We start from the raw sequence: 24,835 nt of genomic DNA on the forward strand, positions 1-24,835 counted from the left end.
CCCTCCCCCCCTCTGCTCCATCCCTCCCCCCCCCCCCCCTTCCCCCCCCCCCCCCCCCCCCCCCCCCCCCCCCCCCCCCCCCCCCCTCCCCCCCCCCCCCCCCCCGGCCCAGCAGCCCCGTGGGGGCGCTTGGAGTTAACGGCTCCGACTCTGCCAGCAGGACCCGCCGGAGGGCGGCAGGCCCGGCCCGGACGCGGCGTCACATCACCCGTCCGGACGGGTGGCCCGCCCCCGCCGCCGTGTACGCGCGTCAGACCTGGCCGCGCCAGGCGCCGGTCTCGGTGCCGCGTGATTCGATGAAGGACTTGAACCGCTTGAGGTCGCCGGTGACCTGCCGCTTGACGAAGCCGAGCTTGTCGCCGACGGTCTCGGTGAATCCGTCGGGCTCGAAGTCCATCTGCAGCATCACCTTCGTGGTCGTGGCGTCGATGCGGTGGAACGTCACCACACCGGCCTGCCGTGCCCCACCGCCGACGGTGGTCCAGGCGACCCGCTCGTCCGGGACCTGCTCGGTGATCTCTGCGTCGAACTCCCGTGCGGCGCCGTTCACCTGGGTCACCCAGTGGGTGAGGGTGTCGGTGCGCTGCTCGATCCGCTCGACGCCTTCCATGAACTCCGGAAAGCTCTCGAACTGGGTCCACTGGTTGTAGGCGGTGCGCACCGGCACGCCGACCTCGATGGATTCCTCGACCTGCGACATGTGCTGTTGCGTCCTTCCCGGGCCCCGACAGCCCCGGCCGTACGCCGGGCATCGACCGCATCGGTTCCCTCGGGCCCTCGTGTGCCCCCGTCCCCGGCACTCATGGCCCCGTTCGCGGCCCGTTTGTCGTGGCGCCGCGCGGACACCCGTCCTTCGGTGGAGCGTGACAGGGAGGTGAGGAGCGTGCCGGGAGAGCAGGAGATGCCGTCGACCCTGCGGCGCTCACCGAGGAGCGCGCAGCGTACGTGGGTGAAGGCGCACGACTCGGCGGTCGAGGAGTACGGCGAGGGCGAGCGTGCCCACCGGGTGGCGTACAGCGCCCTGAAGCACACGCACGAGAAGGTCGGTGACCACTGGGAGCGCAAGGAGGGCGGCCGCAAGGGGCCGTCGGACCCGCTGGCGGCGCGGCCGAGGCAGCAGGGCGGCCGCAGTGGTGAGGGCGTCGACGAGAACGCCTCCAAGCAGCACCTGTACGAACTCGCGGGCAAGCTGGACATCGCAGGCCGGTCGCGGATGTCGAAGCCGGAGCTCCTGGAGGCCATTCGCCGGGCGAACAGGGCCCGGACGCGGGAGGCGCGGTCGTCGTGACCGCCGGTCCCCCGCCGGGGCGTGTGGTGCGCACGGGACGGGTCACGGCCGGCGGCCGGCCGTGACCCGTCCCGTGCGGCCGGGGCTCACATGGCCAGGTGCGCCGGGATGTGTGTCACCTCCTCGATCTCACCCCCGGCCTTCTTCATCAGATTTCGTGAGAGTTCGTTGAGGCAGCGGGCGGCGGCGATCTCCTCGCCGACGCGCTGCTGTTCCATGTCGTCCGGGTGCCGCTTGGCGTGGCCGTGGGCGCGGAGCTCGGTGCCGTCCGGGAGCCTGACCATGCAGGCCGCACGGGTCTTGCCCGCGACCTCGTCCTCGGTGAACTCGATGTCCACGTGCCATCCGACGATCGTCTTCATCACTCACACCTCCAGGTCACTCCGTCACTCCTCCAGCGTGCACCCGCGGCTGCCCGCACGCCCATTCGGGGGAAGGTGGGGACGGATTGTTCCGGCCGGGTCCTGAACGGGGCGCCGGGACGGTCCGTACTCATGCGATGAAACGTCTCTGCGGCAATGACAGGAGCGGCGATGAACGAGCGCGACGAGCCGACGATGCGAGGACTCCCGGACGGCGGCGCGGAGGTGTCGGTCGTACTGCGGCTGCGCTGGGACGACATCGCGGCGCTCGGCCGTGAGGCGAGCCGGCTGGCCGAGCAGCGCGGCGCCCCGGTGAGCCTGGACGACGCGGCCAGCCACCGGCTCCGTACCTGGTCCTCGGTGGCGAACGCACCCGACGACCGGACCAAGGCGGCCCCGCCCGCACCCACCACGGCGGCCATCTCCGGGGCACCTGCGGCCGCTGACCGGGCGCGGCACCAGGTGGGGCACCTCAGTGACACGGCGCCGGTCGCGTCGATCGCGGCGCACCCGGCCCGTCAGGCATAGGAATCCCGATACCGCCGATCGGTTTCCCCATTGGATCTCTGTGGGTGCCCGGCTTACGGTCGAAGACATCGACCGCACACCAGGGAGACACACCATGTCGAAGATCCTTTTCGTGATGACCGGCGCCGACCACTGGACGCTGGCGGACGGCACCAAGCACCCCAGCGGGTTCTGGGCCGAGGAGGCCGTCGCCCCGTACGAGGCGTTCACGGCGGCCGGGCACGAGGTCGTGGTCGCCACTCCGGGCGGTGTCGTACCCACCGTGGACCGGGCGAGCCTCGCCCCCGAGGTCAACGGCGGCCAGGAGAGCGCCGACCGGATCGCGGGCGCCCTTGCGTCCATCTCCGCCCTCCAGCGCCCGGTGGCCCTCGGAGACGTGGACCTCGGCGAGTACGCCGCGGTGTTCTACCCCGGCGGCCACGGGCCTATGGAGGACCTGGCGGTGGACGCCGAGTCGGGCCGGCTGCTGACCCGCGCGCTGGAGTCGGGCCTGCCGCTGGGCGTGGTGTGCCACGGCCCGGCGGCCATGCTCGCCGCCGGCAAGGAGGACGGCACCAACGCCTTCGCCGGCTACCGGCTGACCGGCTTCACCAACGTGGAGGAGACCCAGGCGGGCCTCGCCGACAAGGCGAAGTGGCTGTTGCAGAACCGCCTGGTGGAGATCGGTGCCGACTTCCGGGAGGGCGAGCCGTGGGCGCCGAACGTGGTCGTCGACCGCAACCTGGTCACCGGTCAGAACCCGGCCTCCTCCGCGCCGCTGGCGGCCGAGCTCCTCAAGAAGCTCGGCTGACGGCCCGGTCGCCCGGGGGGACCTCGGTACGGCATCGGGGTGGTCTTCCCCGGGCGTGCGCCGCCGGGTGACGAGCGGAGTGCCGTGGCGGGAACACACGCAGGGGGCCGAGGGTCGGGCCCGCCACGGAGACCGGAAGGAAGGCGCCCCATGGCCAAGGACAAGAAGCTCGGCAAAGGTGACGAGGTCACCTGGAGCAGCCACGGGAAGACCGTCGAGGGAAAGGTGCAAGAGGGGCAAGCGGTCGTGAGCGGTGGCGACGAGGACCGCGACGAGACGCCGAGGCACTTCGACGCGGGGGTGGACACGACCGCGGGCGAGCCCGGCACATACCGGGCCGCGACCCGCTGAAGTGAACCGGCCGGGGCGTCCCCCGACCGGGCCGGGGCGGGAGGACCGGCGGGCGTAAGGGCGGGATAAATGCAGACAGTACGGGTAATCACGCCTTAAGTGGTGATCCAGACGGCCCATGCGGTCGTCCCCCGTGAAGGAAGCCCGATCATGAACAGTCTGCGTGGTACGCCCGTGGCCCCCCGGACCCCTGTGCAGCAGGCCGCGCTGCTCGTGGGTGTCGTGTTCCTCCTGGTGGGCGTCCTGGGGTTCGTCCCCGGGATCACCACCGACTACGACACCCTCAAGTTCGCCGAGCACGACTCCGAGGCGAAGCTGTTCGGCGTGTTCCAGGTGTCCGTCCTGCACAACCTCGTGCACGTGGCCTTCGGCCTGGCGGGCCTGGCGATGGCACGGTCCGCGTCGGCCGCCCGGTCCTTCCTGGTCGTGGGCGGCGTGATCTACCTGGCCCTGTGGCTGTACGGGCTGTTCATCGACCACGACAGCGCCGCCAACTTCGTCCCGGTCAACACCGCCGACAACTGGCTGCACTTCGCCCTGGGTGTCGCGATGGTTGCCCTGGGCGTCCTGCTGGGCCGCCGGCGGCCGGCTCGCTGACCCGCCGCCGGGGGTGCGGGAGTCGCACTGGGACGGCCCTCAGCGGCTGCTGACGTGCTTCAGCGCGTCCCTGGTCCGGTCGAGCATGGCCGCGAACGGCCCTGCGACCCACTGCGCGGTCGGTGACCCGGCCGTCCTGGGGTGCGGGTGGGTGGGGGCGAGTTTCTCCACGATCCGGAGCTGACCGCCCAGCCTCTTGCGCCGGGCTTCGGGGCACTCCCGGAGCACGGACGGGAACTCCTCCTTCTCCTCGTGCTCCGCGTGGCTGATGACGTCCTTCTCGAACCTGCGGAGCAGATCGTCGAACTCGGGGCTGGAGACGTCCATCCGCTCGAGTTCGGCGAGGACCCTGTTGGCCGCCTTCTCCTCCTGGTTGCGGGCGTCCGCCTCCTCCTGCCCGGCCGTGTCGGTCGCGACGGGGCGCAGGATCAGCTCCTCCGCGGTCTCGTGCACCGCGAGGAGTGCCCTCAGCGCGTCGAAGGCCTCCCGCTTGGGCCGCTCGCCCCCGGCGCTCCTCACCTCCGCGAAGAGGTCGCGGATCAGCGCGTGCTGACGCAACAGGACGCCGATCACATCGTCATCGGGAAGCTTCGCGGCCTCCGCTCGTTCTTGCTTCGCGCTGCTCACGGCCTTTCCCTCCGTCTCGTTCCGGAACGACGAGACTTGACGGGTCCCACGCAGACGGCGGGCCATGCCCCCGCCCGGCGACGGAGGGGCGCACGGTGTCAGACCCGGCCGTGCGCCTTCTGGGCGCGCCGCGACAGGGAGTCGATGACCACGGCGACCAGCAGCACCCCGCCCGTGATCATGAACTGCACGGCGGCCTGGATGCCCAGCAGGGCGACGCCCGAGGCGATCGACTGGATGACCAGGACGCCCAGCAGCGCGGACCATACCCGGCCCCGTCCGCCGAAGAGACTGGTGCCGCCGATGACCGCCGCGGCGATGGCGTTCATCAGCAGGTTGCCGCCGCCGGAGGCCTGGCTGGCCGAGGTGACCCGGGACGCCAGGAACAGGCCGCCGACCGCGGCCATCGTGCCCGACATCATGAACACCGAGATCCGCACCCACACCACCCCGAGTCCGGCGCGCCGGGCGGCCTCGACACCACCGCCGAGCGCGAAGATCATGCGCCCGTAGGTGGTGCGGCGCAGGACGTAGTCCAGGCCGACGAGGACGGTGATGAAGATCAGCAGGGCGAGTGGCAGCCCCTGGAACCGGTTGAGGACGAACGCGGCGGCGAAGGCGACCACGGCGAGCGCCCCGGTGCGTACGGCGATCGCGCCCGGGGTACGGGACGGCACTCCCGCGGCGACGCGGCGGCGCGCGTCCCGCAGGGAGACGAGGAAGTAGCCGGCGGTGCCGAGGGCCGCCACCCCGTACGCGACGGCCACGTCGTTGAAGTAGTGGCTGGTGAGCATGGCGACCAGGCCCTCGTCGTCGAGGTTGATGGTGCCGCTCGACCCGAGGATGTACAGCATCAGCCCGTTCCAGCCCAGCAGCCCGGCCAGGGTGACCACGAAGGCGGGCACCCCGACGCGGGCGAAGAAGAACCCGTGCACGGCCCCGATCGCCGCCCCCATGACCACGGCGACCAGCACGGCGAGGCCCTCCGCCATGCCGTGCTGGACGTTCAGGACGGCGAACGCCGCCGCCGCGAGGCCGCTCACCGAACCGACCGACAGGTCGATCTCGCCCAGGAGCAGGACGAAGACGACGCCCACGGCGATCAGCCCGGTACCGACGATGTCCACGCTCAGGTTGGACAGGTTGCGGGGGGAGAGGAACTTCTCGTCCAGGAGGACGAAGATCAGCCAGATCGATCCCAGGCTCAGCAGGACGGGGAGGGAACCGAGTTCACCGCTGCGGAGGCTGTCCTTGAACGCCTCGACGTGATGCGCCCTCGTGCCGCCGGCGCCGCCGGCACCGTTCGTGGCGCTCATCAGCCCGCCTCCCACTCGCGGGAGGTGCGTCGTGTGACGGCGTTGTCCGTGGCACCGGTGATGGAGGAGATGATCTGCTCGTGGGAGGTCGTCGTCACGTCGAAGAAGCCGTTGTTCCGGCCGAGGCGAAGGACCGCGATCCAGTCCGCGACGGCTTTGACGTCCCCCATGTTGTGACTGATGAGAAGGACGCCCAGGCCCCGTTCCCGCAGCCGGTCGACCAGATCGAGGACTTGGGCGGTCTGCTCGATGCCCAGCGCGGCGGTGGGCTCGTCGAGGAGGACCAGCCGCGGCTCGCCCAGGAGCGAGCGGGAGATGGCGACGGTCTGCCGCTGCCCGCCGGACAGGGAGGCGACGGGGACCCGCACGCTGGGCATGTGGATGGAGAAGGTGTCGAGCAGGCCGAGGGTACGGCGCTCCATCTCCACCTCGTCGAGGACGCCCACCCGGTGGATCTCCCGGCCGAGGAAGAGGTTGCCGACGACATCGAGGTTGTCGCACAGCGCCAGGTCCTGGTAGACGGTCGCGATGCCGAGGGCCTGGGCGTCGTGCGGCCTGGTGATGTGGACGGGCCGGCCGTCCCACTCGATCACGCCGTGGTCGGCGGGGTCCACTCCGGCGATGATCTTGATGAGGGTGGATTTGCCGGCGCCGTTGTCGCCCACCAGCGCGACGACCTGACCGGCACGGATTTCCAGGTCGACGTCCGCGAGCGCCCGTACCGCGCCGAATCGTTTGGAGACGCCCTTCAGCGCCAGCAGGGGTGGTGCTGACATGTGAACCACTTCCCTCCCCCGGGTCACGGGGTGAGTCCGGCTCTCTTGCAGTCGGCCGCGTACTTCGGGGTGCAGATTTGGCCGATCGTGTACATGCCGTCCTTGACCACGGTCTCCTTGATGTTGTCGACGGTCACGGAGAGGGGTGTGAGCAGTACGGAGGGGATGTCGCGGGTGGTGGGGCTGTCGACCGTGCCCGTCGCGATGCCGTCCGGCTGTTGTCCCCGTACGAGCGCGACGGCCATCTCAGCGGCGGCGTACGCCTCCAGCTTGAACGGCTTGTAGACGGTCATGTACTGCTCCCCCGCGACGATCCGCTGGATCCCGGCGAGCTCCGCGTCCTGCCCGGTCACCGGGGGCAGCGGCCGGATCTTCGCCGACTTGAGGGCGGAGATGATCCCGGCGGCGAGGCCGTCGTTGGCGGAGTACACCCCGTCGATGCTGTCGGCGCCCAGGGAGGCGATGGCCCCGGACATGTTCATGTGGGCGTTCACGGGGCGCCATTCGGCGGTGTCGTACGCCTTGCCGATCCTGACCTTGCCTTCCAGGGCGGACAGGGCGCCCTCCTTGAACCAGGCCGAGTTGGGGTCGGTGGCGGCACCGTTCATCATCACGATCTGGCCGCCGTGCGCGTCGTCGCCCAGGGCCTCGAGAAGCGCCTCGCCCTGGAGCCGCCCGACCCGTTCGCCGTCGAAGGAGACGTACGCCGAGATGGGGCCCTCCACGAGCCGGTCGTAGGCGACCACGTCGATGCCCGCCTCCCGTGCGCGGTCGACCGAGGAACGCAGCGACCTGGAGTCCACCGCGTCCAGGATCAGCACCCGGACCCCCTTGGTGATCATCGTGTCGACCTGGTGCTGCTGGGTGGCCACATCGTGTTGCGCGCTGGCGAACTCCACGTCGCACTCGGCGCACAGGGCGGCGATCCGTTCCTCGATCAGAGGCCGGTCGAAGGTGTCGAAGCGGTCGGTGTTGTCGGGCAGCAGCAGACCGATCGACCGGCCGTCGGGGGCGACCTGCGCACCCTCCTCGGGCACTTCGGCGGCCTGCCCGCAGGCCGCGAGGCCGGAGGACAGGGCCAGCCCGGCCGCCACGAGAACCGCGGGCACGACCCGTCGGCGTGTCGCGTTCACCACCTCGGTCACCTCCGTCACTCGCTGTCGTCGATCGGCTCACGTGGTGACAGGGCGACCTCGCACCACACCTGTTTGCCACCGCTGAGCGGCACCGAGCCCCACGCCGTGGACATCGCCTCGACGAGCAGGAGCCCACGGCCGCCGGTGGCCTCCCAGTCCACGCTCGTGGACTTGACGGGGGCGCGGGGCGAGGCGTCGTTCACGGCGATACGGAGACGGTCCCCGGCCAGGGTGAGGTCGAGCCGCACCTCCCCCTGGGTGTGCGCGATGGCGTTCGTCACCAGCTCGGAGACGACCAGCAGGGCCATGTCGACCTCCTCCGTCACACCCCAGCCCCGCAGGGTGCGCGCCGTGAAGCGCCGGGCGTGCATCACGGCGTCGGGCAGCCGCCACACGGCCCACCGGGCACGGATCGGACGGATCCGCATCCCGTCGTAGCGCAGCAGCAGCACGGCGACGTCGTCGTCCCGCCGGCGGGTACCCGCGACGAGCTCGTCGGCGACCCGCCCGGGGTCGGCCGGGTCGGCCGCCCGGAGCACCTCGCACACGGCGCGCATCCCGTCGTCCAGGTGGAGGCTCGCCGACTCCACGAGGCCGTCCGTGAGGAGGGTGATGAGGGTGCCGGGCAGGAGGCCGACCTCGGTCAGCGGGAAGTCGGCGTCCGCCATGACGCCGAGCGGTGGGCCGCCCTCGATCTCGACCGCCTCGGTGGTGCCGTCGGGCAGCCGCAGCAGCGGCGGCAGGTGCCCGGCACGGACCACCCAGGCGAGACCCTCCTCCATGTCGAGGTCGACATAGCAGCAGGTGGCGAAGAGGTCGGTCTCCATGCCGACGAGGAGACGGTTGGCGTGCGCGACGACGACGTCGGGCGGGTGGCCCTCCACCGCGTAGGCCCGGATCGCGGTGCGCATCTGCCCCATGATCGTGGCGGCTCCGGCACTGTGGCCCTGCACGTCCCCGATGACCAGTGCCACGTGCCCGTCGGAGAGCGGGATGACGTCGTACCAGTCACCGCCCACTTCGAGACCGACCGTCGCGGGCAGATACCGTGCGACGGCCTCCCCGCCCGGCAGGGCCGGGAGCTTGCGGGGCAGGAGGCTGCGCTGGAGCATCGTGGCGAGTTCGTGCCCGGCGTTCAGGGCGTGGGCGCGTGTCAGGGCCTGACCCACCAGACCGGCCGTCGCGGTCAGCAGGGAGCGCTCCTCCGGTCCGAAGCGGTGCTCGCCGTCCCACCCGACGAGGCACACCCCCACCATCCGGCCGTCCGCCGGCAGCGGAAGGACGGCGAGCCCACCGGGGCCGATGCCCGAGAGGCCGGGTTCGAGGGGGGCGCCGGGCGGCCAGAGGGCCACATGCCCCTCCCGCAGGGCGCTCTCCAGGGTCGGCAGGGTGTGGGTCGAGGCGTCCGGCCACTCCGAGCGCCACTCCGAACGCCACACCTCGGGCCAGGCGTCGGGCTGCGGCGGATGGAGGAGGGTGACCACGAGCCGGTCGCCCTCCAGCTCGGCGACCGCGACGCGGGTGGCGTTCAGCGGCGCGCGCAGGGACTCGACGACGACCCGGCTGACGTCCCGGATCGTCGTGGCGCCGGCCAGCGCGGCGGACAGCCGCTGCACGAGGGACACCTCGTCGGGCGTGGGCCGCAGGTAGGAGGCGTCGCCCACCACGCCGAGGACACGGTCCGGCCTGCCGTCGGCACCCGCCACGACGCGGCAGCGCAGCCCCAGCCAGCGCAGTTCGCCGCCCGGCCGGCGGACGCGGAACGCGAGCTGCTCGTGGGCGGCCACCCGGTCCGGTTCGACGATCGCCATCAGCGCCGGAACGTCGTCCGGGACGGCGCGCTCCAGCAGTGTGGAGACGTGCCCGTCGAAGTCCGCCCGGGCGACGCCGAGCAGGTGCAGCACCTGGGCGTCCACGTCCATCCGGCCGGTGCGGAGGGTCAGGGCGAAGGTGCCGCCGCGCAGGGGCAGCAGGGCGTGGCCGGTCGGTGAGCTAACGTCGACGGGCGCGCTGACCCGGGCGGCGGCGGCCTCCAGCCCGGCCGCCGTCTGGTCGGCGTACAGCTCCAGGAACGCCCGCTGGTCGGTGTCGAAGCCGTCGCCGTCCTTGCGGACCACGAGCAGGCAGCCGAGCAGCTGCGGGTCCCCGCCGAGCGGCAGGGCGCCCAGGGACACCGGCCCGCCGCCCGTGCCGTGCGGATCCGGCTCCTCGCACGTCCGCCACAGGGGTCGTCCCGCCCGGCAGGCGTCGGCGACCGCCGAGCGGCCGGAGAGGGTGTACGCCGACGGGATCTCGTACGGCCCGTGGGAGTCGCCGACCACCTCGGCCAGACGCAGTTCGTCGATGGTGTCGGACGGCACGTAGACAGCGGCCAGCTCCACCCCGCAGCTCGCAAAGATGTGCCCGGTCAACGCGTGCACCGCCTCCGTACGCGGGAAGCCACCAGCGTGCGCCGCTGTCCATCGCCTTTACCCCATGCTGCGCCCTCCCCGGTACCCACAGCCAGTCAGCGCGTCGCCCGGCCCCCCGGACGGCGCCTCCGTACGGTGCTCAGTCGGCCGCCGGGAAGGCGTCCGCGCGGACGTGGGGCATGGGGCTGCTGGCCACCTGATAGGGGTCGCCGGGCGGCCGCGTCGTCGGGGTGATGCGTACCGTCAGCGGTCCCGCCCACTCGTAGCCGTTGCGCTCGCCGTGGCGGGCGAGGACGTCCGTCAGCTCCTGTCCCACGTCCCCGCCGCCGTGGCGCATCAGCTCCTCGTACACCGTGGCGTCCAGCTCCACCTCGTACGCGTTGGGCACGACGACTCTGCTCTGGCTGCACACCACGGCGTGGTCGTCGCACTCTCGGCGCAGCTCGTCGAGCAACTCGACCGGCTCGTGGTGACGGGCCTTGGAGACCAGGGCACTCTGCCAGCGCTCCAGGGCCCGTTCCCACCGTGTCAGCGTTCCCATCCCCATACGCCTGACCTCCGTTCTCCCGTCACCGGCGGCCGCGCAGCCGGCCGAACAGCCGGCGGGCCTGCGCGCGGTTGCGCGGGTCGGCGGCGGCGCGGCGCGCCGACGCGATCGTCCGCCGGCCCTGGGGGCTGCGGGTGAACTGCTTGATACGCGTCATCAATCCGGACATGTCTCCTCCTTGTGACGGGCTCCGGCCCGACTGTGTACGGACCGGCCGTGTAGGCGCGTCTACCCGATGGCGTCGTGAGGATGTCCCCGGTGACCCAGCAGGCGTGTCATGCACTCGGCGGCGTGTACGGCGGCGTCGGCACAGCAGTTGTTGAACAGGACGTGCAGGTGCGCGACCCGGTCGGCCAGCCGGCGGAGGCGGGGTCGCCACTCGGTCAGCTCGTCCTCCGCGTAACGGTGCCGGAAGCGGTCCTCCTTGGTCCCGGTGCCCCACGCGGGGCTGCGCCCGTGGAACCGGACCACCGCGAGGTCGTCGGAGGTGACCGGGGTGAGCGGAGGTATGGAGGTGGGCAGGTCCTGTGCCATGTCCACCGCGACGGCCGCCGCGTCCAGGGCCCGCAAGAGGGCTGTGGTGCGGGGCCGCCGTTCGTCCCGCCACCAGTCGGGGTGCCGGAACTCCACGGCCACGGGCCAGTCGGCGGCGCGTTTCCGGACGCGGTCGAGGACGGCCTCCGCCCGCGGTCCGGGGGCGAACCAGGGCGGGAACTGGAACAGCAGGGTGCCGAGCCGGTTCGCGTCACGCAGCGGGCGCAGGGCGTCGCTGAAGCGGTGCCACACCTCGTCGAGGAAGCCGGGATCGCCCGTGTCGCGGCCACGGAGGTCGGCGGGCAGGGCGGCCGTGCGGGTCGGGTGGCCGGTGAGCAGGGAGAACGCCTTGACGTCGAAACGGAAGCCGGGTGGCGTGCGTTCCGCCCACAGCAGGCTGTTGCGCGTGCTGGGGAGTGCGTAGTACGTGGAGTCCACCTCCACCAGGGGGAACCGTTCGGCGTAGTGCCGCAGTCGCCCCTCCGGGTCGCGTCGCGCCGGCGGGTACCAGCCGCTGCCGACAAGTGCCTTGTCCGTCCAGGAACATGTACCGATCAGGATGTTGCCCATGCCGCCCCGCCTACCCCGGGAGCGGCCACCCGTGACGACCCCGGCCGAGGAACCAGATGACCGAGACCCCCGCCCCCTTCCTGCTCCACCCGGGCGCGACCGACTCCCCCGTGATCCTCCATGTCCCGCACTCCTCCCGGGCGATACCCACGGACGTGCGCGCCGGGATCGTGCTGGACGACCACGCCCTCGAAGCGGAACTGGACCACATCACCGACGCGTACACGGAGCGGATCGCCACCGCGGCGGCGAAGGCCGCGAGGAGGGAGCCCTGGCGGTTCGTCAATCGGCTGTCCCGCCTGGTGGTCGACCCGGAGCGCTTCCCCGACGAGCGCGAGGAGATGCTGGCGGTGGGCATGGGCGCGGTCTACACCCGGACCACGCACCGCGAGGACCTCCGCCCGGCGGACACCGACGTACAGCCCCTGATCGACCGTTACTTCCACCCGTACGCGGAGGCGATGACGGCGGCGGTGACCGACCGGCTCGAAGCGGTGGGGAGCGCCGTGGTCCTCGACGTCCACTCGTATCCGGCGGAGGCGCTGCCGTACGAGCTCCACGGCGACGGGCCCCGCCCGCCCATCTGTCTGGGCACCGACCCCTTCCACACGCCCGGTCCGCTGCTGGACGCGGCGCGGCAGGCGTTCGCGGGCTTCGGCGGCACGGCGCTGGACACGCCGTTCGCGGGAACGTACGTACCGCTGCGGTACTACGGGCTGGACCCGAGGGTCGGCGCGCTGATGGTGGAGATCCGGCGCGATCTGTACCTGGACGACCGGGGAGCGCCTCGTGGCGAGGGCGTCGAGGCGCTGGCGAGGGCGCTGGCCGGTCTGGTGGGGCGGATCTCCGGCTGACGCGGCGACACGGCGGACGCGTGGGGCCGCGCACGCCCTTCCGCGGTGTCCCCGGCCCGGCCGGACCGGTGGCCGCCACCACCCGCCCGGGCGACCGGGGTCGCGCGGCTTTCGCGCCGCCATGTCGCCGGCGGGGGCGGACGGACCAGGCGGCCGGACGGACCGCACGGGGGGAACCGATGACCACACCAGGCGCCGAGCGCCACCGTTACGCCCCGCCCGACGCACCCGGAGCACGTCGCGCGGCCAGGCGCACCGCCCGGACCGTCTCCTCGGCGTCGGCCGTGGACACGGACAGGCGGGCGAACGTACGGCCGGGGAACAGCTCGACGACGGCCACCGGGCCGCCCGCGCGTACGGCCATGAAGTCCAGGCCCTCGCCGTGCCGCCATGTCCCCACGCAGAAACGCCCCGGCCTGCGGAGCCCGCGCTCGGCGGTGCCCCGCAGGCTGCGCCACCAGTCGGGCTCGACCCGGGCGTCCCGCACGGCGGCGAGGGGCACGCGGACTTCCCTCCGCCGTGCCGCGGCCGCCTCCCACCACGACAGGCGGACGACCAGCTCGTGGTCGCGCACCTCCAGCCGTGCCATCGTGTTCCACCCCCGTCCCGTGCGGGCGGATGTGCCCGTGGGGCCCACCCATGGCGAACGGCACGCCCAGGGGCGTGCCGCCCTGCCGGGGACCGCGTTGTGCGGTCAGCTGCCGAGACGGCCGCGCAGGAGCTGTTTGCCCAGCTCGGCGCCCTTGCGGCTGTCGCTCTGCGCCTTGCGGAACAGGTCGGCGATCTCCGCGTCGTTCTCCCGTTCCGCGTCCTTGATGTAGGTCTCCAGCCGCAGCGCGTTGTTCAGGCAGGACTCCACGTACCAGATCAGGTTGTAGTTCTTGTCCTTGGTGCCCGTGACGTCGCCGGTTTCGTTGTTCGCCATGTTGGACCGTCCTTCGAGAGGGGATGGCACTCGAACGACCGTAATCACATCCTCACGGTCCGGCACGACGGGTCACCCGCCCGAACCACAGTTCACGCCAACGGCTGCCCACCGGCGGCGCTCCGGCTCAGCCGGGACGTCCCGCTGACACGGCACCGGCCGGCGTGGCAGGGTCGGCTGCAGTCCCGCCAGAGACCCGTCCGACCATCCTGCTGGGAGATTCCGTTGCGCATGCTGATCAACGTGGCCGAGACCGTCGTCGCCGACGCCCTGCGCGGGATCGCGGCCGCGCATCCCGAGCTCACCGTGGACGTGGAGAACCGGGTCGTGGTGCGGCGTGACGCGCCCGTCGCCGGGCGGGTGGCGCTGGTGTCGGGGGGCGGATCCGGGCACGAACCGCTGCACGCCGGGTTCGTCGGGCCCGGAATGCTGGCGGCGGCCTGTCCGGGCGAGGTCTTCACGTCACCCGTTCCCGACCAGATGGTGCGGGCGGCGGCCGCCGTGGACAGTGGGCACGGGGTGCTGTTCGTCGTCAAGAACTACACCGGGGACGTGCTGAACTTCGAGATGGCGGCCGAGCTCGCCGAGGACGAGGGCGTGCGGGTCGCCAAGGTCCTCGTGGACGACGACGTGGCCGTGTCCGACAGCACGTTCACGGCGGGGCGGCGCGGGACCGGGGCCACGCTCTTCGTGGAGAAGATCGCCGGTGCGGCCGCCGAGGAGGGGGCGCCCCTGGAGCGGGTGGAGGCGATCGCCCGGCGGGTGAACGCGGGTTCGCGCAGTTTCGGTGTGGCGCTGAGCGCGTGCACCACGCCCGCGAAGGGCAGCCCGACGTTCGATCTGCCCCCGGGTGAACTGGAGTTGGGCATCGGCATCCATGGGGAGCCCGGGCGGGAGCGGCGCCCCATGATGACCTCGGGCGAGATCGCCGACTTGGCGGTGGACGCCGTCCTGGAGGACCTCGGGCCGAGCGGTCCGGTGCTGGTGCTGGTCAACGGCATGGGTGCGACGCCGTTGCTGGAGCTGTACGGGTTCAATGCCGAGGTCCAGCGGGTGCTGGGCGAGCGGGGCGTCTCCGTGGCCCGTACGCTCGTCGGCAATTACGTGACCTCGCTCGACATGGCCGGGTGCTCGGTGACCCTGTGTCAGGTGGACGAGGAACTGCTGCGACTGTGGGACGCGCCGGTGCGGACGGCCGCCCTGCGGTGGGGAATGTGAGGCCCGTGATGCTTGACGCGGAGTTCTTCCGGCGCTGGATGACCGGCGTGGCCGCATCCGTGGACCGGGAGGCGGACCGGCTCACCGAGCTCGACTCGGCGATCGGTGACGCGGACCACGGTGCCAATCTGCAGCGCGGTTTCGCCGCGGTGGTCAAGGCCCTGGAGGGCGGTACGGCCATGACGCCGGGGGCCGTGCTCAGGCTCGCGGGGCAGCAGCTGATCTCGACGGTCGGCGGCGCGTCGGGGCCTTTGTACGGGACGCTGCTGCGGCGCACCGGCAAGGCGCTGGGCGACGCCGCCGAGGTGGCGCCCGTGCAGCTTGCGGAGGCGCTGCGGGTGGGCGTGGCGGCGGTGGCGCAGCTCGGCGGGGCGAAGGCCGGGGACAAGACGATGCTGGACGCGCTGGAGCCGGCCGTCGAGGCGCTGGCCGAGTCGCTCGGTGCGTCGTTCGCGGCGGCGGCGGAGGCGGCGGACCAGGGCGCCCTCGCGACCGTACCGATGCGGGCGCGCAAGGGCCGGGCCAGCTATCTCGGTGAGCGGAGCGTCGGTCACCAGGACCCGGGCGCGACGTCCTCGGCGCTGCTGATCGCGGCGCTCGCCGACGCCGAGGGGGCTCGGTGAGCGCGCGGGTGGGCGTCGTGCTGGTCTCGCACAGCGCGGCCGTCGCGTCCTCGGTCGCCGAGCTGGCCCGGGGCCTCGCCGGTGGCGGGACCGCGCCGGTGGCGGCGGCGGGCGGCACTCCGGACGGTGGTCTCGGCACCAGCGCGGAGCTGATCACACGGGCGGCGGCGGCCGTCGACGGCGGGGCGGGGGTGGCCGTCCTGGTGGACCTCGGCAGCGCCGTCCTGACGGTGAAGGCCCTGCTCGCGGAGGGCGACGAACTCCCCGGGGGGACGCGTCTGGTGGACGCGCCGTTCGTGGAGGGCGCCGTGGCGGCGGTGGTCACCGCGTCCGCGGGAGGGGATCTGGACGCGGTGGTGCGGGCAGCGTCCGAGGCGTACGGATACCGCAAGGAGTGAGGCGCGCCCACGGGGTGGAGCCGGGCCGCGCACCGACGCGCGGGTTGTGATGTACCTGGTCAACGCACTACTGTCGCAGGGCCTTGGTGTACGGGAAACCGGTGCGGTACCGGTGCGGCCCTCGCCACTGTGATCGGGAAGTCCGGCTCCACTCCCGGGGAATCCACCCCTGGAAGCCACTGGAACGCCGCGGGAGACCGCGGTGTCCGGGAAGGCGGAGTCGCGGCGGCACGTCGTCCGGGGGGGACACCCCCGGACCCCCTCCCGTCAGCCAGGAGACCGGCCAGGGCGCGTTGTCCATCCACGAGGTGCTGGAGAGGGTCTCCCCACATCATGCATATCGCCGAGGGCTATTTGCCCCCCGCGCACGCGGTCGCCTGGACCGTCGCCGCCGCTCCCTTCGTCGCCCATGGCGTTCGTTCGCTGACCCGCGAGGTCAAGGCGAATCCCGAATCGACTCTCCTGCTCGGCGCGTCCGGTGCCTTCACTTTTGTCCTGTCCGCCCTGAAAATCCCCTCGGTCACCGGGAGTTGCTCCCACCCGACCGGCACCGGCCTGGGCGCGATCCTGTTCCGGCCACCGATCATGGCGGTCCTCGGCACCATCACCCTGCTCTTCCAGGCGCTGCTGCTGGCGCACGGGGGCCTGACGACGCTGGGCGCGAACGCGTTCTCGATGGCGATCGTCGGTCCGTGGGCCGGTTTCGGCGTGTACTGGCTGCTGCGCCGCTTCGACGTGCCGCTGATGGTGAGCGTGTTCTTCGGGGCGTTCGTGGCCGACCTGTCGACGTACTGCGTCACCAGCGTGCAGCTGGCGCTGGCGTTCCCGGACCCCAGCAGCGGTGTCGTCGGGGCGCTGGCGAAGTTCGGCGGGATCTTCGCCGTCACCCAGATTCCGCTGGCCGTCAGCGAGGGTCTGCTGACCGTGCTGGTGATGCGGCTGCTGATGCAGTCCAGCAAGGGTGATCTGGCCCGGCTCGGTGTCGTGTCCGTGAAGAAGGAGGCCGTGGCCCGATGAGCCGTAACGCCAGGATCAATACGCTGCTGCTGCTCGTCGTGGTCGCGCTCGCCGTCCTGCCGCTGGCGCTGGGGATGGGCGACCACAAGGAGGAGCCGTTCACGGGTGCCGACGGGCAGGCCGAGACGGCCATCACCGAGTCGCACCCGGACTACAAGCCGTGGTTCAGCCCGCTGTACGAGCCGCCGTCCGGTGAGATCGAGTCGGCGCTGTTCTCCCTCCAGGCCGCCCTCGGCGCCGGGGTGCTGGCCTACTACTTCGGTCTGCGGCGCGGCCGTCGGCAGGGCGAGGCTCGCGCCCGCGCCGGGGCGCCGGGCGGGGACGTCCCGGGGACGGAGCCCTCGGAAGCGGGGCCCTCGGAAGCGGGGCCCTCGGGCGCCGACGCGTCGCGCGCCTCCGCCTAGCCGCCGTGCTGCCGATCGACGCGGCGGCGCACAGCAGCCGCTGGCGCCGCCGCCATCCGTGCGAGAAGGCCGCCCTGGGCTTCGGGCTGACGGCGCTGGCCGTGTGCCTGCCGCCCTGGCCGGGGGCCGTACTCGTCGCCGCCGCGACCCTCGTGGTGCTGCTCGGCCCGGCCGGGGTCGCGGCACGTCAGCTGTGGCGGGCGTGGCGCATCCCGCTCGGTTTCTGTGTGACGGGCGCGGTGCCGCTGCTGTTCCAGGTCGGCGGGCCGGACGGGTTCGTCACGCTCGCGCCGGACGGACCGGTGCACGCGGGGCGGTTGCTGCTGCGTACGTCGGCGGCCTCCCTGGGCGTGCTGCTGTTCGCGTTCACCACGCCGGTGTCCGACGTGCTGCCGCGGCTGGTGCGGGCGGGGGTGCCGGCGCCGGTGGTCGACGTGGCGCTCGTGATGTACCGGATCAGTTTCCTGCTGCTGGACTCGGTCCGGCGGATCCGGGAGGCGCAGGCGGCCCGGCTCGGCCTGACGAGCCGGGCGGCCACCTGGCGTTCCCTGGCGGGCCTGGGCGCGACGGCGTTCGTGCGCGCCTTCGACCGGGCGGCGCGGCTCCAGACGGGGCTGGCGGGGCGCGGTTACGACGGCACGCTGCGGGTGCTGGTGCCGAAGACGGCGGTCTCCGGGCGGTTCCTGGGGGCGACGGCCGTTCTGCTCGCGGGGCTCGTCGCCCTCACCTTCGTACTGCAAAGGTTCCTGCCATGAATGCTCCTGCCGTCGTGGAACTCGTCGGTGCGGGATACGCCTACGAGGACGGCCCCGCCGTGCTGCGGGGCGTCGACTTCGCCGTGCCCGAGGGGCGGTCCGTCGCGCTGCTCGGCCGCAACGGGAGCGGCAAGACGACGATGCTCCGGCTGCTGAGCGGCGGCCTGCGGTGCGTCGGCGGCCGGCTGCTCCTCCAGGGACAGGAGGTGTCGTACGACAGGGCGGGGCTGACCCGGCTGCGTACGACGGTGCAGCTCGTGGTGCAGGACCCGGACGACCAGCTGTTCGCGGCGTCCGTGGGCCAGGACGTGTCGTTCGGGCCGATGAACCTGGGGCTGACGGAGCCGGAGGTGCGGGAGCGGGTGCGCGAGGCCCTGGAGGCGCTGGACATCACGGCGCTGGAGGACCGGCCGACGCACCTGCTGTCGTACGGCCAGCGCAAGCGGGCGGCGATCGCGGGCGCGGTCGCCATGCGACCCCGGGTCCTCGTGCTCGACGAGCCGACCGCCGGCCTCGACCCGCACGGCCAGGAACGGCTGCTGGCGGTCCTGGACCTGCTGCGCGCCTCCGGGACCACGGTGGTGATGGCCACGCACGACGTGGACCTGGCCCTCCGCTGGGCCGACGACGCGGCGGTCCTCACCCCGGAAGGACTGCGCACCGGACCGGTCGCCGAGCTCCTGGCCGACCAGTCGCTCCTGGACGCGGCCCGCCTGCGGCGCCCGTGGGGCATGGCGGTGGCGCGGGTGCTGCGGGACCGGGGGCTGCTGGGGCCCGGGGAGGCGGGGCCGCGCACCCCGGAGGAGCTGGAGGAGTGGGCGGCGGCGGTCCGGGAGGGGTGACACCCGGGGGCGCCGCCTCCCCGTCGGACGTTACGCACCTCACGCCCGGCCGCTTATGCAACTTGTTGCACAAGCGGGCGGCGTCGTCTACAACTGGGGCGACGACATCGCGCGAGGAGGCGCCCCCATGACTGCGACCCAGGCCCCGGCCCCGTACCCGCACCTGCTCCAGCCCCTGGACCTGGGGTTCATCACCCTGCCCAACCGGGTGCTCATGGGGTCCATGCACGTCGGGCTGGAGGAGGCGGAGAACGGCTTCGCGCGCATGGCCGCGTTCTACGCCGAGCGCGCCCGCGGCGGCGTCGGGCTCATCGTGACCGGCGGCATCGCGCCGAACGAGGCGGGCCGGCCCTACGAGGGCGGGGCCAAGCTGACCACCGAGGAGGAGGCGGCGAAGCACCGCGTCGTGACGGACGCCGTGCACGCGGCCGGCGGGCGGATCGCGATGCAGATCCTGCACTTCGGGCGGTACGCCTACCACCGCGACCTCGTCGCTCCGAGCGCCCTCCAGGCGCCGATCAGCCCCTTCGTGCCGAACGAGCTCACCGACGCCGAGATCGAGCAGACGATCGAGGACTACGTACGGGCGGCGGAGCTGGCGAAGTCGGCGGGGTACGACGGCGTCGAGATCATGGGCTCCGAGGGTTACCTGATCAACGAGTTCATCGCCGCCGCGACCAACCGCCGCGAGGACCGCTGGGGCGGCGCTTACGAGAACCGGGTCCGCTTCCCGCTGGAGATCGTCCGCCGGACGCGCGAGCGGCTCGGCGCGGACTTCATCCTGATCTACCGGCTCTCCATGCTGGACCTGGTGCCGGGCGGCTCGTCCCTGGAGGAGGTCGTCGCGCTCGCCAAGGAGATCGAGGCGGCCGGCGCGACCCTGATCAACACCGGCATCGGCTGGCACGAGGCCCGGATCCCCACCATCGCCACCTCCGTGCCGCGCGGCGCGTACACCTGGGTCACCAAGAGGCTGATGGGCTCGGTGTCCATCCCCCTGATCACCAGCAACCGCGTCAACACCCCCGAGGTCGCCGAGAGGATCCTGGCCGAGGGCCGCGCGGACATGGTCTCGATGGCCCGGCCGTTCCTCGCCGACCCCGACTTCGTCGCCAAGGCCGCGGACGGCCGGCCGGAGACCATCAACACCTGCATCGGCTGCAACCAGGCGTGCCTCGACCACACCTTCAGCGGGAAGATCACCTCCTGTCTGGTCAACCCGCGGGCCTGCCACGAGACGGAACTGGTCCTCTCCCCCACCCGGCTGCGCAAGCGGATCGCGGTCGTCGGCGCCGGTCCGGCCGGGCTCGCCTGCTCGGTCTCGGCCGCCGAACGCGGCCATGACGTCACCCTGTTCGACGCCGCGTCCGAGATCGGCGGACAGCTCAACATCGCCAAGCGGGTGCCGGGCAAGGAGGAGTTCGACGAGACGCTGCGCTACTTCCGCACCCAGCTCCAGCTGCGCGGCGTGGACGTGAAGCTGGGAACGTTCGTGACCGCGGACCTGCTCGCCGGATACGACGAAGTGGTCGTCGCGACCGGTGTCAGTCCGCGCACGCCCGCCATCGCGGGCGTCGACCACCCGTCCGTGGTCAGCTACCTGGACGTGCTGCGCGACGGGGCGCCGGTCGGCGAGCGGGTCGCGATCATCGGGGCGGGCGGCATCGGCTTCGACGTCGCGGAGTTCCTCACGGACGGCGGCGAGGGCGCGAGCCAGGACCCCGAGACGTACTTCCGGCAGTGGGGCGTCGACACCTCCTACGCCGAGCGCGGCGGGCTGCGCGCGCCGGAGCGGCCGAGGCCGCCGCGCACGGTGCACCTCCTGCAGCGCAAGCCGTCGAAGGTCGGCGCCGGCCTCGGCAAGACGACGGGCTGGATCCACCGCACGGAGCTCAAGCACCGGGGCGTGACCATGATCGCGGGCGCCGCGTACGACCGGATCGACGACGAGGGCCTGCACATCACCGTGGACGGCGAGGCCCGCACCATACCGGTCGACACGGTGGTGCTGTGCACGGGCCAGGATCCGCGGCGTGAGCTGCACGAGGAGCTGGCGGCGGCCGGGGTGCCGGTGCACCTGATCGGCGGCGCGGACGTGGCGGCGGAGCTGGACGCCAAGCGCGCCATCGACCAGGGGACGCGGCTGGCGGCGACCCTGTGAGATTTCCGCGTCCATAGGATGCGGTCATGTCACTCCCGTACGCGATCCTCACCGCTCTGCTCGAAAAGCCGTCCTCGGGCCTGGAGCTGACCCGGCGCTTCGACCGGTCGATCGGCTACTTCTGGTCGGCCACGCACCAGCAGATCTATCGCGAGCTGGGAAAACTGGAGCAGGCGGGGCACATCCGGGCCCTGCCCGCCCCGGTGCCGTCCCGTGGGCAGAAGAAGGAGTACGAAGTACTGCCCGCGGGCCGCGCCGAGCTGACGGACTGGGTGCGGCGCAGCGAGGACCCCAAGCCCATCCGCGACGCCCTGCTGCTGCGGCTGCGGGCGGCGGCGGTGGTGGGGACGGAGGGCTTCGCGGACGAGCTGCGCCGCCATCTCGCCCTGCACCGGGCACAGTTGGAGGAGTACCTGGGGATGGAGGAGCGGCAGTTCCCGCCGGAGCGCGATTCCGAGGCGGACCGGCTGCGTCATCTGGTGCTGCGCGGGGGGATCGAGCTGGAGCGGTTCTGGACGGGATGGCTGACGGAGGCGCTGGCCGCGTTCGACGACCTGGACCTGCGGAAGCCGGATTGTTAACGGTAATCATTTTCATGTAGCGTGGCCGCCACCGTACCGAACGATGGAGGTCCCAGAGCCATGGCCGTACCCAAGCGGAAGATGTCCCGCTCCAACACCCGCCACCGACGCGCCCAGTGGAAGGCGACGACGCCCCAGCTGGTTTCCGTCACCATCGACGGCACCGTCCACCAGGTGCCCCAGCGCCTGGTGAAGGCGTACGAACGCGGCCTGATCCACCCGGAGGACTGAGCACGGTGACGGCCACGGCGACCGGCCCCGGCGCCCGCCTTCCCGTCACGGCCCTCGCCGGCCTCCTCCGCGACCGGAACACGACCCCGCTCAACCGCGCCTGAGCGACCGGGACGTCCCGGTCGTGATGACCGGCCGATGCGTCCGCTGCGCCCTCCGCGACGACTTGCCGGAAGGGTGGGCCGGCCGGCCGCGACGGCCGCTTCGACCGTCTCCTCATCGAGTCCAGCGACATCAGCGCCCGTGCCGGTCGCCGCCCCCTCCGCGTTCCCGCGCGACGACGGCGCGAGGCCCGGCGACCCGGCCCGGCTGGACACCCCGGGTCACGGTCGTCGACGCGGCGAACCTCCCGCCCGAGCCGGCGGGCGGCGACGGACTCGCGGCGCGCGGCCAGGACCAGGCGCCGGTCCTCGTCGGCACCGCGCCACGCACCGATGCCCGCTACCGGGCCCTGGGGGCGCGCCTGGTGGTGGAGGGCGAGAGCGGGGCCCGCGGGACGCCCTCTTCCCCGCGTGGGACGTCCACGCCACGGACGGGTCCCGCGACCACGAGCACGCCCACGCGCCCTAGCCCAGCGCCTTCCGCCAGGCCGCCTCGCGCAGCAGCCGCAGGCCGTTGAGGCCGACGAGGACGGTGGAGCCCTCGTGGCCCGCCACCCCGAGGGGCAGCGGCAGATGACCGGCCAGGTCCCAGACCACCAGGGCGCCGATGCACACCCCGGCGATCACCAGGTTCTGCACGACGAGCCGGCGGGCGCGCCGGGAAAGGGCCACGACGGCCGGGACGGTGGCCAGTTCGTCGCGTACGACGACGGCGTCGGCGGTCTCCAGGGCCAGGTCGGAGCCGGCCCGGCCCATCGCGATGCCGCTGTGCGCGGCGGCGAGGGCGGGGGCGTCGTTGACACCGTCGCCGACCACGAGGGTGCGCAGCCCGGCGCGCTCCCAGTCCCGTACGGCCTCGACCTTGTCCTCGGGCAGCAGTCCGGCCCGTACGTCGGTGATGCCGGCGTCGGCGGCGACGCGCCGGGCCGCGCGTTCGTTGTCGCCGGTCAGCAGCGTCGGCGCGGTGCCGCTGAGCCGGGCGAGGGCGGCGACGGCGGCCGGGGCCCCGTCGCGCAGCCGGTCGGCCACGCCGAGCACGGCGACGGGCGCGCCGTCGAAGGCCACCACGACGGCGGTCCGCCCGTCGGCCTCCAGTTCGCGGACGGCGGGCCATGGTTCGACGGGGCGGCCCACCGTGACCTCCCGGCCGTCGACGAGGGCCCGCACGCCCTGCCCCGGGGTGGACGAGAAGTCCGTGGCGCGGGGCACCGCCAGGCCTCGTTCACGGGCGGCGGCCACCACCGCGCGGGCGAGGGGGTGTTCGCTCGGCAGCTCGGCGGCGGCGGCCAGGGCGAGGACCTCCGGCTCCGTCGAGGGGCCGGTCAGCCGTACCTCGGCGACGCGCGGCGTGCCCTCGGTCAGGGTGCCGGTCTTGTCGAGCGCGACCCGCTCCACCTGCGCCAGTCGCTCCATCGCCACGGCCGACTTGACGAGGACGCCGTGCCGGCCGGCGTTGGCGATCGCGGAGAGCAGCGGCGGCATGGTGGCGAGGACCACGGCGCACGGTGATGCCACGATCATGAACGTCATGGCGCGCAGCAGGGTCTCGGTGAAGTCCGCGCCGAGGGCGAGGGGGATCGCGAACAGCGCGAGCGTGGCGACGACCACGCCCACCGAGTAGCGCTGTTCGATCTTCTCGATGAAGAGCTGGGTGGGTGCCTTGGTGGCGCTGGCCTCCTCCACCATGGCGACGATCCGGGCGATCACGGACTCGGAGACGTCCTTGTCGACCCGTACGCGCAGCGCCCCGGTGCCGTTGAGGGTGCCCGCGAAGACGTCGTCGCCGGGCTCCTTGGGGACGGGCAGGGGTTCGCCGGTGATGGTGGCCTGGTCGACGTCGCTCGTGCCGTCGAGGACGGTGCCGTCCGCGGGCAGCCGCTCCCCCGGCCGTACGAGGACGGTGTCGCCGATCCTCAAGGAGGCCACGTCCACCGGCTCCTCGCCGGAGCCCTTCAGCCGGACGGCCCGGGCGGGCGCCAGGTCCAGCAGGCCGCGCACGGAGTCGGCTGTGCGCCTGGTGGCGAGCGCCTCCAGGGCGCCCGAGGTGGCGAAGATGACGATGAGCAGCCCACCGTCCAGGTACTGCCCGATCGCGGCGGCGCCGATCGCCGCGACGACCATCAGCAGGTCGACGTCCAGGGACCTGGCGCGCAGGGCCGTCAGGCCGGCCCAGCCGGGCTCCCAGCCGCCCGCGACGTAACAGAGGGCGTAGAGCGGCCCCCAGGTCCACGCGGGTGCTCCGGCCAGGTCGAGCGGGAGCGCGGCGAGGAACGCGGCGGCGGACAGCGCGGCCCAGCGGACCTCGGGCAGGGCGAACAGCCCGGTCCGGCGGGGCGGGGGGACGGCTCGGCCCGGCGGGACCGCGGGCCTGGTGTCGAGCACCGGGGAAGCCATGGGCGTGCACCTCTTCACGGGGCGGGCGGAAACGGCACCACCATAGCCGAAAACATGAAGACGTCTTCATCTGTACGCCGGGACACGCGGCTACGATGACCCGCATGGGACATGGAGTGCATGGTGAGACGACCCCGGCGGCCCGCCTGGACGCGGAGTCCGCGGCCACCATCGCCGCCACCCTCCAGGCCCTCGCCACCCCGTCCCGGCTGATGATCCTCACCCGGTTGCGCCAGGGGCCCTGCGGAGTGACGGAGCTGGCCGAGTCGGTCGCCATGGAGCAGTCGGCGGTGTCCCACCAGCTACGGCTGCTGCGGGCCCTCAGCCTGGTCACCGGGGTGCGGCAGGGCCGGCGGATCGAGTACAGCCTGTACGACAACCACGTCGCCCAGCTCCTCGACGAGGCCGTGTACCACATCGAGCACCTCCGCCTCGGCGCACGCGACCTTCCCCGATCCGCCGTGGATACTGGTCAGTCGTAGACCGCCGACGCGAAGG

Annotated in this window: 30 protein-coding genes and 1 riboswitch; of the genes, 17 read left to right on the forward strand and 13 right to left on the reverse strand. The window is 72.8% G+C overall.

Going from position 1 to position 24,835, the window contains the following annotated elements; translation table 11 throughout:
- Nucleotides 1–250: 250 nt before the first annotated feature.
- Entirely contained in the window at nucleotides 251–700 is a 450-nt protein-coding gene (locus tag ACZ6C1_RS05285; protein ID WP_469237848.1) for an SRPBCC family protein, read from the reverse strand.
- 183 nt (nucleotides 701–883) lie between these two features.
- Between ACZ6C1_RS05285 and ACZ6C1_RS05290 the strand changes: the two genes are divergently transcribed.
- The gene (locus ACZ6C1_RS05290) at nucleotides 884–1,288 is read left to right on the forward strand and encodes a ChaB family protein (RefSeq protein ID WP_469237850.1); all 405 of its coding nucleotides are present in this window, start codon (nucleotides 884–886) and stop codon (nucleotides 1,286–1,288) included.
- Nucleotides 1,289–1,374: 86 nt separating this feature from the next.
- Here the strand turns inward: ACZ6C1_RS05290 and ACZ6C1_RS05295 are convergent, their stop codons facing one another.
- Nucleotides 1,375–1,650 carry a DUF1876 domain-containing protein gene (locus ACZ6C1_RS05295; protein WP_469237852.1) on the reverse strand — a complete coding sequence of 92 codons (276 nt, stop codon included), beginning with the start codon at nucleotides 1,648–1,650 and terminating at the stop codon, nucleotides 1,375–1,377.
- Nucleotides 1,651–1,821: 171 nt separating this feature from the next.
- Between ACZ6C1_RS05295 and ACZ6C1_RS05300 the strand changes: the two genes are divergently transcribed.
- The 4 genes from ACZ6C1_RS05300 (at nucleotide 1,822) to ACZ6C1_RS05315 (ending at nucleotide 3,916) form a co-directional block, all read left to right on the forward strand.
- Nucleotides 1,822–2,178 (forward strand): hypothetical protein, encoded by a 357-nt coding sequence (locus ACZ6C1_RS05300; RefSeq protein ID WP_469237854.1) that lies wholly within the window; start codon nucleotides 1,822–1,824, stop codon nucleotides 2,176–2,178.
- Between the two features lie 94 nt (nucleotides 2,179–2,272).
- Complete coding sequence (locus tag ACZ6C1_RS05305; protein ID WP_469237856.1) at nucleotides 2,273–2,968, forward strand: type 1 glutamine amidotransferase domain-containing protein; 696 nt, start codon at nucleotides 2,273–2,275, stop codon at nucleotides 2,966–2,968.
- A gap of 150 nt (nucleotides 2,969–3,118) precedes the next feature.
- On the forward strand, nucleotides 3,119–3,319 hold the full coding sequence (locus tag ACZ6C1_RS05310; protein WP_469237858.1) for a hypothetical protein: 201 nt from the start codon (nucleotides 3,119–3,121) through the stop codon (nucleotides 3,317–3,319).
- A gap of 150 nt (nucleotides 3,320–3,469) precedes the next feature.
- Nucleotides 3,470–3,916: a DUF4383 domain-containing protein gene (locus tag ACZ6C1_RS05315; RefSeq protein WP_469237860.1), complete on the forward strand. Its 447-nt coding sequence runs from the start codon at nucleotides 3,470–3,472 to the stop codon at nucleotides 3,914–3,916.
- A gap of 39 nt (nucleotides 3,917–3,955) precedes the next feature.
- Here the strand turns inward: ACZ6C1_RS05315 and ACZ6C1_RS05320 are convergent, their stop codons facing one another.
- The 8 genes from ACZ6C1_RS05320 to ACZ6C1_RS05355 form a co-directional block, all read right to left on the reverse strand.
- Nucleotides 3,956–4,543, reverse strand: a complete 588-nt coding sequence (locus ACZ6C1_RS05320) for a hemerythrin domain-containing protein (protein ID WP_469237862.1) — start codon at nucleotides 4,541–4,543, stop codon at nucleotides 3,956–3,958.
- Between the two features lie 98 nt (nucleotides 4,544–4,641).
- Nucleotides 4,642–5,859: a sugar ABC transporter permease gene (locus ACZ6C1_RS05325; RefSeq protein ID WP_469237864.1), complete on the reverse strand. Its 1,218-nt coding sequence runs from the start codon at nucleotides 5,857–5,859 to the stop codon at nucleotides 4,642–4,644.
- The gene (locus ACZ6C1_RS05330; protein ID WP_469237865.1) at nucleotides 5,859–6,644 is read right to left on the reverse strand and encodes an ATP-binding cassette domain-containing protein; all 786 of its coding nucleotides are present in this window, start codon (nucleotides 6,642–6,644) and stop codon (nucleotides 5,859–5,861) included. Before ACZ6C1_RS05330 ends, ACZ6C1_RS05325 begins: the two co-directional genes overlap by 1 nt.
- A gap of 14 nt (nucleotides 6,645–6,658) precedes the next feature.
- Nucleotides 6,659–7,768, reverse strand: coding sequence for a sugar ABC transporter substrate-binding protein (locus tag ACZ6C1_RS05335; protein ID WP_469238181.1), 1,110 nt, complete (start codon nucleotides 7,766–7,768; stop codon nucleotides 6,659–6,661).
- A 17-nt stretch (nucleotides 7,769–7,785) separates the two neighbouring features.
- A complete protein-coding gene (locus ACZ6C1_RS05340) occupies nucleotides 7,786–10,182 on the reverse strand; it encodes a SpoIIE family protein phosphatase (protein WP_469238183.1) in 2,397 nt (798 codons plus the stop codon).
- A 139-nt stretch (nucleotides 10,183–10,321) separates the two neighbouring features.
- Entirely contained in the window at nucleotides 10,322–10,729 is a 408-nt protein-coding gene (locus tag ACZ6C1_RS05345) for a DUF3662 domain-containing protein (RefSeq protein WP_469237867.1), read from the reverse strand.
- Between the two features lie 22 nt (nucleotides 10,730–10,751).
- A complete protein-coding gene (locus tag ACZ6C1_RS05350) occupies nucleotides 10,752–10,898 on the reverse strand; it encodes a hypothetical protein (RefSeq protein ID WP_469237869.1) in 147 nt (48 codons plus the stop codon).
- A gap of 59 nt (nucleotides 10,899–10,957) precedes the next feature.
- The gene (locus ACZ6C1_RS05355) at nucleotides 10,958–11,833 is read right to left on the reverse strand and encodes a DUF72 domain-containing protein (RefSeq protein WP_469237871.1); all 876 of its coding nucleotides are present in this window, start codon (nucleotides 11,831–11,833) and stop codon (nucleotides 10,958–10,960) included.
- A 56-nt stretch (nucleotides 11,834–11,889) separates the two neighbouring features.
- Here ACZ6C1_RS05355 and ACZ6C1_RS05360 point away from each other — a divergent pair, with 56 nt between their 5' ends.
- Nucleotides 11,890–12,687: an N-formylglutamate amidohydrolase gene (locus ACZ6C1_RS05360; protein WP_469237873.1), complete on the forward strand. Its 798-nt coding sequence runs from the start codon at nucleotides 11,890–11,892 to the stop codon at nucleotides 12,685–12,687.
- 208 nt (nucleotides 12,688–12,895) lie between these two features.
- Here ACZ6C1_RS05360 and ACZ6C1_RS05365 read toward each other — a convergent pair whose 3' ends face one another.
- Both ACZ6C1_RS05365 and ACZ6C1_RS05370 read right to left on the reverse strand, forming a co-directional pair.
- Nucleotides 12,896–13,276: a hypothetical protein gene (locus ACZ6C1_RS05365; protein WP_469237875.1), complete on the reverse strand. Its 381-nt coding sequence runs from the start codon at nucleotides 13,274–13,276 to the stop codon at nucleotides 12,896–12,898.
- Nucleotides 13,277–13,381: 105 nt separating this feature from the next.
- The gene (locus ACZ6C1_RS05370) at nucleotides 13,382–13,612 is read right to left on the reverse strand and encodes a hypothetical protein (protein WP_469237877.1); all 231 of its coding nucleotides are present in this window, start codon (nucleotides 13,610–13,612) and stop codon (nucleotides 13,382–13,384) included.
- Nucleotides 13,613–13,837: 225 nt separating this feature from the next.
- On the opposite strand from ACZ6C1_RS05370, the gene dhaK reads away from it, so the two are divergent.
- From dhaK to rpmF, 10 genes are all read left to right on the forward strand, one after another.
- Entirely contained in the window at nucleotides 13,838–14,830 is a 993-nt protein-coding gene (gene dhaK / locus ACZ6C1_RS05375; RefSeq protein ID WP_469237879.1) for a dihydroxyacetone kinase subunit DhaK, read from the forward strand.
- Nucleotides 14,831–14,838: 8 nt separating this feature from the next.
- Nucleotides 14,839–15,453 carry a dihydroxyacetone kinase subunit DhaL gene (dhaL, locus tag ACZ6C1_RS05380; RefSeq protein ID WP_469238185.1) on the forward strand — a complete coding sequence of 205 codons (615 nt, stop codon included), beginning with the start codon at nucleotides 14,839–14,841 and terminating at the stop codon, nucleotides 15,451–15,453.
- Nucleotides 15,450–15,851 (forward strand): PTS-dependent dihydroxyacetone kinase phosphotransferase subunit DhaM, encoded by a 402-nt coding sequence (locus ACZ6C1_RS05385; RefSeq protein WP_469237881.1) that lies wholly within the window; start codon nucleotides 15,450–15,452, stop codon nucleotides 15,849–15,851. The genes dhaL and ACZ6C1_RS05385 overlap by 4 nt, the downstream gene beginning before the upstream one ends.
- A 67-nt stretch (nucleotides 15,852–15,918) precedes the next feature.
- Nucleotides 15,919–16,153: riboswitch (cobalamin riboswitch) on the forward strand.
- Between the two features lie 31 nt (nucleotides 16,154–16,184).
- The gene (locus tag ACZ6C1_RS05390) at nucleotides 16,185–16,868 is read left to right on the forward strand and encodes an energy-coupling factor ABC transporter permease (RefSeq protein ID WP_469237883.1); all 684 of its coding nucleotides are present in this window, start codon (nucleotides 16,185–16,187) and stop codon (nucleotides 16,866–16,868) included.
- Nucleotides 16,865–17,272, forward strand: coding sequence for an energy-coupling factor ABC transporter substrate-binding protein (locus ACZ6C1_RS05395; protein WP_469237885.1), 408 nt, complete (start codon nucleotides 16,865–16,867; stop codon nucleotides 17,270–17,272). The genes ACZ6C1_RS05390 and ACZ6C1_RS05395 overlap by 4 nt, the downstream gene beginning before the upstream one ends.
- A gap of 5 nt (nucleotides 17,273–17,277) precedes the next feature.
- On the forward strand, nucleotides 17,278–18,027 hold the full coding sequence (gene cbiQ, locus ACZ6C1_RS05400; protein WP_469237886.1) for a cobalt ECF transporter T component CbiQ: 750 nt from the start codon (nucleotides 17,278–17,280) through the stop codon (nucleotides 18,025–18,027).
- Nucleotides 18,024–18,869: an energy-coupling factor ABC transporter ATP-binding protein gene (locus tag ACZ6C1_RS05405; RefSeq protein ID WP_469237887.1), complete on the forward strand. Its 846-nt coding sequence runs from the start codon at nucleotides 18,024–18,026 to the stop codon at nucleotides 18,867–18,869. Before cbiQ ends, ACZ6C1_RS05405 begins: the two co-directional genes overlap by 4 nt.
- Nucleotides 18,870–18,996: 127 nt before the next feature.
- On the forward strand, nucleotides 18,997–21,030 hold the full coding sequence (locus ACZ6C1_RS05410; protein WP_469237888.1) for an oxidoreductase: 2,034 nt from the start codon (nucleotides 18,997–18,999) through the stop codon (nucleotides 21,028–21,030).
- A gap of 26 nt (nucleotides 21,031–21,056) precedes the next feature.
- The gene (locus ACZ6C1_RS05415) at nucleotides 21,057–21,611 is read left to right on the forward strand and encodes a PadR family transcriptional regulator (protein ID WP_469237889.1); all 555 of its coding nucleotides are present in this window, start codon (nucleotides 21,057–21,059) and stop codon (nucleotides 21,609–21,611) included.
- A 60-nt stretch (nucleotides 21,612–21,671) separates the two neighbouring features.
- On the forward strand, nucleotides 21,672–21,842 hold the full coding sequence (rpmF, locus tag ACZ6C1_RS05420; protein ID WP_469237890.1) for a 50S ribosomal protein L32: 171 nt from the start codon (nucleotides 21,672–21,674) through the stop codon (nucleotides 21,840–21,842).
- A 566-nt stretch (nucleotides 21,843–22,408) separates the two neighbouring features.
- Here rpmF and ACZ6C1_RS05425 read toward each other — a convergent pair.
- The gene (locus ACZ6C1_RS05425; RefSeq protein WP_469237891.1) at nucleotides 22,409–24,337 is read right to left on the reverse strand and encodes a heavy metal translocating P-type ATPase; all 1,929 of its coding nucleotides are present in this window, start codon (nucleotides 24,335–24,337) and stop codon (nucleotides 22,409–22,411) included.
- A 104-nt stretch (nucleotides 24,338–24,441) separates the two neighbouring features.
- Here ACZ6C1_RS05425 and ACZ6C1_RS05430 point away from each other — a divergent pair, with 104 nt between their 5' ends.
- Nucleotides 24,442–24,819 carry an ArsR/SmtB family transcription factor gene (locus ACZ6C1_RS05430; RefSeq protein WP_469237893.1) on the forward strand — a complete coding sequence of 126 codons (378 nt, stop codon included), beginning with the start codon at nucleotides 24,442–24,444 and terminating at the stop codon, nucleotides 24,817–24,819.
- The last annotated feature ends 16 nt before the right edge of the window (nucleotides 24,820–24,835 follow it).

The organism is Streptomyces sp. NPDC041796, assembly GCF_055590785.1.